Source organism: Polaromonas sp., from assembly GCF_012927415.1.
GTDB lineage: Bacteria > Pseudomonadota > Gammaproteobacteria > Burkholderiales > Burkholderiaceae_C > Polaromonas.
The window spans coordinates 1-7,348 of the sequence record NZ_JABBPF010000162.1 but is presented as its reverse complement, the minus strand read 5'-3'; the positions used below and the strand labels follow the sequence as shown (position 1 = coordinate 7,348).

Genomic DNA, 7,348 nt, shown 5'->3' with positions numbered 1-7,348 from the left:
CGTTCACAACCACCTGGTTGTGATCAATGCGCACTACTTCGGCGGTGATGACTTCACCGGCGCGCATTTCAGAGCGTTGCAGTGATTCGTTAAACAGGTCGGCAAAAGATTCAGACATGAATTTCCTAATCCACAGAACAGAGTTCCAATAGCGAAATTGCCATTGTTTTTATAGCTGCTTGCGGCGGTTTGGGGTGGTTTTGCGGACAAACCAAGTGTTGGACCGCAGGTTGCGTCAATGTTCCTGCTGACCCAGCGCCCCATGAAAGGGTTTTACGCGTCGGGAGTCAGAAGGGCCGGGTGCCTTGCCACCACTCAATAACCTGATCCAGCGATTTTTCAATCGACAAATAGGAATTGTCTAATAGCCGGGCATTATCAGCCGGTTTTAACGGAGCGGCTTGTCGAGACATGTCTCTGGCGTCGCGCGCTTCTAAGTCCAGCTGAATAGCTGCTATTGTAGTCGGTTTCTCCTTTGAAATCAACTGCTTGTGGCGGCGCTCGGCGCGATGCAACGCGCTGGCAGTCAGGTAAATCTTCAGCGACGCATCTGGAAAAACGACTGTACCCATATCCCTGCCGTCAGCCACCAGACCTGGCAGTTCGCGAAAGCTGCGCTGCAGGTCCATCAGGGCGGTACGGACCTGAGAATGAGCCGATATCCGGGAGGCCGCCATACCAGCAGCTTCGGTGCGAATCGCTTTGGAGACGTCTTCTTCGCCAAGGAAAATAGAGCAGCCAGCGAAGCGCACCGGCAGTTCTCGTGCTATGCGCGCCACACCGTCTTCGTCGTCGAGTGCAACACCTGCTCGCGAGGCGGCAAAAGCGCTCAAGCGGTATAAGGCACCTGAATCCAGATAGTGGTAGCCGAGCCGATGCGCCGTCAGCGCGGCCAGCGTTCCCTTGCCCGAGGCTGTCGGGCCATCAATGCAGATGACGGGAATATCGGCGGTTTTAGCCTTGGTGACAGAAAACAATGCTTCGAAATAATCCGGAAAAGTCTTGGCAACGCACTTTGGATCCAGAATTCTCACCGGTAGTTCGGCTGGATTGAATGCCGCCAGCGAAAAGCACATCGCGATGCGGTGGTCATCGTAGGTATGAATGGCCGCGCATTTCCATGCGCTTGCTTGGCGGGGTGGGGTGATTTTCAGATAATCAGCCCCTTCTTCCACCGTGGCCCCCAGCTTTTGCAACTCGCAGGCCATGGCGGCAATGCGGTCGGTTTCCTTCACGCGCCAGCTACCGATGTTACGCAACATGGTGGTGCCGTCAGCATACAGCGCCATCACGGCCAGCGTCATGGCGGCGTCGGGAATGTGGTTGCAGTCCAGCTCTATCGCCTTGAGTGGCCAAATGCCGCGCGAAATATGCAGCGAGTTGGGTGTGCTGTCTATCTTTGCGCCCATCATCCGGGCAGCTTCGATAAAACGGATGTCACCCTGGATGGAATCCGCGCCAACGCCCATTATCTCTATGCCATTTTGGCCATCAGTGCTTCCTGCGATTGCGCCAAGAGCTATGAAATAGCTAGCAGACGAGGCATCGCCTTCGATATGAATTTCGCCCGGCGACCGGTACTGGCTACCGGCAGGAATCGTAAAACGTTGCCAACCGTCTCGCTCGATCTGGATGCCAAAACGCTTGAGCAAGTTGAGAGTGATCTCGATATACGGTCGTGAAATCAACTCACCGATTACTTCGACGCGAATAGCGCGGCGGGCCACCAGCGGCAGAGCCATCAGCAGGGCCGTCAGAAACTGGCTGGAGACATCGCCGCGTACGTGAATGGGTTGATCCAGCTTCAACTGACCCGGGAGCAGGCGTAAAGGCGGGAATCCCTCATTGCCAAGGTACTCTATGGAGCAACCCAGCTGCCTGAGTGCATCGACCAGATCGGCAATTGGCCTCTCGTGCATGCGCGGCACACCCGACAGTTCAAACTCACCGCCCAGCAACGCCAGCGCAGCTGTCAGGGGCCGCATCGCTGTGCCGGCATTGCCCATGAAAAGCGTTGCCTTGCGTTGGACTAGCTGCCCACCCAGCCCTCCAATTACCGCACTTTCACCGTTTCGGCCGCTTTTGGCTACAGTGCAGCCCAACTGCTTTAGTGCAGCCAGCATCACGGCAGTGTCGTCCGATGCCAACAGGTCATGGACTGTGGTTTGTCCGTGACTCAGTGCCGCCAGCAGCAGCACGCGGTTCGAAATACTCTTTGAGCCAGGCAGTCTAACCGCGCCTCCCGCGCTGGCCAGTGGAGGAATATCCAGATACTCACTATCAAACATGAAGCAAAACTTATTTTTGGGATTTTGGCGAAGAGATACGCCAGTTGGCGCGAGTCAGGCTGGCTTGCTCGATCAGTGATTGCAGCGCATCGCCGCTGCCGCTGGAGATCAGTTGCTCGAGGGATTGCAGTGTTTGCTGGAAGACTTTCGACTGCAGCAACAGCTCTTCGCGGTTTGCGATCAGGATGTCACGCCACATTTGCGGATCGCTGGCGGCAATTCGGGTGAAATCGCGAAATCCTGGTCCCGCCAACGAAAGGTAGTCTTTGCCCTGCTCCTGCTGCGTAATGCCATTGATCAGGGCAAACGCAATCAGGTGAGGCAGGTGGCTGACCGCAGCAAAAGCCGCGTCGTGAGATTGTGGTGACATCTGAACCACGTGGCAGCCCAATGCAGTCCAGACATCGTTCGCCTTTTTCAGTTGAATGGTGAGCGTGCGTTCAATTGGTGTCAGGATTACTTGCTTGCCTGCATAAAGATCCGCATCAGCATGCTCGACACCAGAAACCTCTTTGCCTGTGATGGGATGGCAGGGCACGAATGATCCGACGTTGTCGCGTAATACACGCCTTGCGGCGTCTACGACATCCCGTTTGGTTGAGCCCACATCCATGATGAGCGTGGTGGGGCCTACCAGATGCCGGATGGCCTTAAACGTGGATTCGGTGGCGGACACCGGGATAGCCAGCAATACGATATCGGCACCCGATACTGCCAGCAGCGCCGATGGTGCCTCCACGTCAATCACGCCCATTTGACGGGCGCGCTCTGTGGTGGATGGCGATTTGCTGTAACCGACGACACGTTTGACCAAACCGGCACGCTTCAGCGCTAATGCAAAGGAGCCGCCCATCAGGCCACACCCTATGAGACCTAATTGTTCAAACATGACGTCTCACCAGCATCTTTTGTAATCGTTTCATGTGGCCCCTATTCGCCTGTCACTCGCCGACAGGGTAGGTGCCAAGGATTTTGTAAAACGCGCAAAGCCGTTGTAGGTCAGCCAGCGCAGCCTTGACATGATCTTGCGTCGGATGGCCTTGCAGGTCGATATAGAAATAGTATTCCCACTGGCCTGACCTGGCCGGACGCGATTCAAAACGGGTCATGGAAACACCATGGTTTTTCAGCGGCACCAAAATGTCATGCACGGCACCTGGGCGGTTGGGCACTGACACCACAATGCTTGTGCAGTCTTTTCCGGAAGCAAGTGGGGAGGGAAGCGTCTGCGGCAGACATATCACGGCAAAACGTGTGCGGTTGAATGCATCATCCTGAATGGCGCGCGCTGCAGAGTGCAGTGAAAACTGGCTTGCCGCACGGTCGCTGGCGATGCCCGCCCAGGCCGGGTTGGTCGATGCCAATCGTGCGCCCTCTGCATTACTTGCCGCAGCGCGTCGTTCAACATGGGGCAAATGATTTGTCAGCCAGTTCTGGCACTGCGCCAGTGCTTGCGGGTGGGCATACACGACCTCAATATTGTCAAGTGAGTCCGAGAGGCGCAACAGGTTGTGCCGCACCATCAGGCTGATTTCGCCGACTATGTGCAGCGGGGAGTTCAGCAGCAGATCAAGCGAGCGCGAAACCACGCCTTCGGTGGAGTTTTCAACTGGTACCACGCCATAACTTGCACTGCCGGCTGCGGTGGCGCGTAACACCTCAACAAAACGTAGGCAGGGAACATGTTCAATACTGGTGCCAAAAAACTCCAGCGCGGCCTGTTCACTGAAAGTTCCGGCTGGGCCAAGATAAGCCACCGCCACTGGCGATTCAAGCGCCAAGCAGGCCGACATGATTTCGCGCCACACTGCGGCCACATGCTCATTTTTGAGCGGTCCGGTGTTGGCCTGCTGAATCTTCTCGATCACCTGGGCGACCCGGTCGGGCCGGAAAAAGGGCGTGCCTTCGCGTTTTTTGACTTCTCCGACCTGTTCAGCAACCAGTGCACGCCGGTTCAGCAGAGTCAGCAATTCCTTGTCGAGCGCGTCAATCTGGATGCGTAAATCAGCGAGGTTGGAAGTCATGTCAGGCGTGTTTTTTTTCAAATTCTTGCAGATAGTTCACCAGCGTTTCAACACCCGCCAGTGGCATGGCGTTGTAAATGCTCGCGCGCATGCCGCCAACAGATTTGTGGCCCTTCAGCTGCAAGAGACCCAGAATTTTGGCACCGGCCAAAAAGGCCTCGTTGCGTGATTCATCGCGCAGAAAAAATGGCACATTCATTCGCGAGCGGCAGTCCGGATTAACTTTGTTGACATACAAACCGGAATGGTCAATTGCGTCGTAAAGTAGTTTTGCCTTGGCTTGGTTTCGTTTTTCCATGGCCAGGACGCCTGTCGCATCACCTGCTTTCTGGCGCTTGAGCCACTGGAAAGTCAAGCCAGCAATATAAATGGCATATGTCGGTGGCGTGTTGTACATCGAATCGTTGTCCGCTACCGTTTTGTAGTTAAAGGCGCTGGGGCAGATCGGCAGCGCATGGCCTATCAAATCTTCGCGGACAACCACCAGCGTCACGCCGGCAGGTCCAAGATTTTTCTGAGCACCGCCAAAGGCCAAACCCACCTTGGACCAGTCAACTCGGCGGGACGCTACTTGGGAAGAAAAATCGATTACCAAAGGTGCATCGCTGCCCAATGCGTTCAAATCCGGCAGATCCTGAAACTCCACGCCATGGATGGTTTCGTTGGTGCAGATGTGAACGTAACTTGCATCGCGCCTAAGTTTCCAGCTTGCTGTTGGCGGCAGGCTGGTGAAATAGCTGCTTTCACTGGTTGCCGCAATTTGCACGTCGCAGTATTTACGTGCTTCTTTTTGCGATTTTTCGCTCCAGCTGCCGCTCACTATAAAGTCAGCTGATTTGCCGTGTGAAAGATTCAGGGGGACGATCGCGTTTTCCGCGAGTCCGCCGCCTTGCATGAAAAGAATTTTGTAGTGCTTTGGTACAGCCATCAATTCACGGAAATCAGCCTCCGCGTTTTCGTAAATAGAAATGAACTCCTTGCCTCTATGGCTCATCTCCATGACGCTCATGCCACTGCCGTGCCAGTCAAGCATTTCCATGGCGGCTTGTTGTAAAACCTCTTCAGGTAAGTTGGCGGGACCGGCTGAAAAATTGAAAGGCCGCGTCATTTTTTGACTGGCTTGCCGGCTTTAGGTGCAGGTGCTGCGGTTCCGACGATTTTCAGCGCTGCATCATCGAATTGCTTGGCGCGTGCAACCACATCGGATCGCGATGCCTCAATCAGTTTCTGGATGAATACATTTCCCAGCTCGGGTGCGCTGGTTTGGTATTTTTTGATTGCGGGAGAGTCGAAAAAAGCGGCTATCTGTTTGAGCTCATCCAGTGTGAAACGTTCTGCATACGCGGGCACCAGCACGTCGGTGCTTACCTTTTTGACCTGCTTGCCAATCAGCTGGTTGGTGTCTTCGGCATACTTCTTGAGCTCGGAATTTAGGTCTTCAGATGCCTTTTGCTGTTTGGCTTTCGGTACGTTGGCTTCCAGTTTTGGCCCCCAATTGGCGATCAACTCCTGGGTCGTACTGCCAGCGAGCTGTGCCACCAGGCGGTCAAGCTCCGGGCCTTGCTGCAGGGCGACAACTTTGGTCGCCCATTCGGTTTTTGCATCTGGCGTTTGCGCATGCAAGGCGGTAGTGCAACCAAGGATGGCGATCGCCAGTGTAATGGTCAGTTTTTTCATGAGTTGCTTTCCGGGTTGGAGGTGTTGTCGCCTTCGTTGTTTTGGAGATCCGTAGACGTATCAGTTTCATTTTCCTTCAGTGAAGCGTCGTTCTCGACTATTCGCTGGAGGCCGCTCAATTGCGAGCCTTCATCGAGCCCAATGAGCGTGACGCCTTGGGTAGCTCTTCCCATTTCGCGAATTTCGCTGACGCGCGTACGAACCAGTACACCCTTGTCAGTGATCAGCATAATTTCATCATCAGCGTGAACGAGTGTTGCTGCAACAACTTTGCCGTTGCGTTCGCTTTGCTGAATGGCAATCATGCCCTTGGTACCGCGGCCATGCCTGGTGTATTCGGTGATCGACGTACGCTTGCCATAACCATTCTGCGTGGCGGTCAGAACGCTTTGCTGCTCGTCTCCGGCCACCAGCATTGCAATCACGCGCTGGCCATCATCGAGCATCATTCCCCGCACACCGCGCGCATTTCGCCCCATGGACCGCACGTCGTTTTCGTCAAAACGCACAGCCTTGCCACCATCGCTGAACAGCATGACGTCATGCTTTCCATCGGTTAAGGCGGCCCCAATCAGGTAGTCACCATTGTCGAGGTCAACAGCGATGATGCCCGCCTTGCGGGGATTATTGAACTCGTTCAGTGTGGTCTTCTTGACGGTGCCCATCGAGGTGGCCATGAAAATATACTGGTCAGCCGGAAAGCTGCGTTTTTCGCCCGTCAGAGGCAATACCACAGTGATTTTTTCACCGTCCTGCAGGGGGAACATATTGACAATAGGGCGGCCTCGTGATCCACGCGATCCAGCAGGAACTTCCCAGACTTTGAGCCAGTAGAGCCGACCCCGGTCCGAGAAACACAGGATGTAATCATGCGTGTTTGCAATAAACAGTTGATCAACCCAATCGTCCTCCTTGGTCGCTGTCGCTTGCTTGCCGCGGCCGCCACGTTTTTGCGCGCGGTATTCAGACAGAGGTTGGCTTTTGATGTAGCCGGTGTGCGATAACGTGACAACCATGTCGGTCGGCGCTATTAAATCTTCAGTGCTGAGGTCAAACGAGCTATGTTCAATATGACTGCGTCGAGTTCCTAATTTGGTCTGCCCAAATTCAAGCCTGATCGCCGTGAGTTCCTCGCCGATGATGGTGGAAACCCGTTCCGGCTTTGCCAGGATATCGAGCAAATCATCGATCTCGGCCATGACTTCCTTATATTCAGCGACGATTTTGTCCTGCTCGAGACCAGTCAGACGTTGCAGACGCATCTGCAGAATCTCCTGCGTCTGCGTTTCAGAAAGGCGGTAGAGACCATCGTGGCCCATGCCGAAGACCGCTTCGAGCCCATAAGGTCGGTAGTAGTCT

At 54.7% G+C, this 7,348-nt stretch carries 6 protein-coding genes; all 6 read right to left on the bottom strand.

What is annotated here, in order from left to right:
* Positions 1–287 precede the first annotated feature (287 nt).
* Positions 288–2,288 (bottom strand): bifunctional 3-phosphoshikimate 1-carboxyvinyltransferase/cytidylate kinase, encoded by a 2,001-nt coding sequence (locus tag HHJ19_RS13905; RefSeq protein ID WP_296908371.1) that lies wholly within the window; start codon positions 2,286–2,288, stop codon positions 288–290.
* Between the two features lie 10 nt (positions 2,289–2,298).
* A complete protein-coding gene (locus HHJ19_RS13900) occupies positions 2,299–3,177 on the bottom strand; it encodes a prephenate dehydrogenase/arogenate dehydrogenase family protein (protein ID WP_296908369.1) in 879 nt (292 codons plus the stop codon).
* Positions 3,178–3,229: 52 nt separating this feature from the next.
* Complete coding sequence (gene pheA, locus HHJ19_RS13895) at positions 3,230–4,312, bottom strand: prephenate dehydratase (RefSeq protein WP_296908366.1); 1,083 nt, start codon at positions 4,310–4,312, stop codon at positions 3,230–3,232.
* 1 nt (position 4,313) lies between these two features.
* On the bottom strand, positions 4,314–5,420 hold the full coding sequence (gene serC, locus HHJ19_RS13890) for a 3-phosphoserine/phosphohydroxythreonine transaminase (RefSeq protein ID WP_296908364.1): 1,107 nt from the start codon (positions 5,418–5,420) through the stop codon (positions 4,314–4,316).
* On the bottom strand, positions 5,417–5,989 hold the full coding sequence (locus HHJ19_RS13885; protein ID WP_296908363.1) for a DUF2059 domain-containing protein: 573 nt from the start codon (positions 5,987–5,989) through the stop codon (positions 5,417–5,419). The genes serC and HHJ19_RS13885 overlap by 4 nt, the downstream gene beginning before the upstream one ends.
* Positions 5,986–7,348, bottom strand: a 1,363-nt coding sequence (locus HHJ19_RS13880; RefSeq protein ID WP_296908361.1) for a DNA gyrase C-terminal beta-propeller domain-containing protein, incomplete at its 5' end; no start/stop codon positions are given. The genes HHJ19_RS13885 and HHJ19_RS13880, both read right to left, overlap by 4 nt.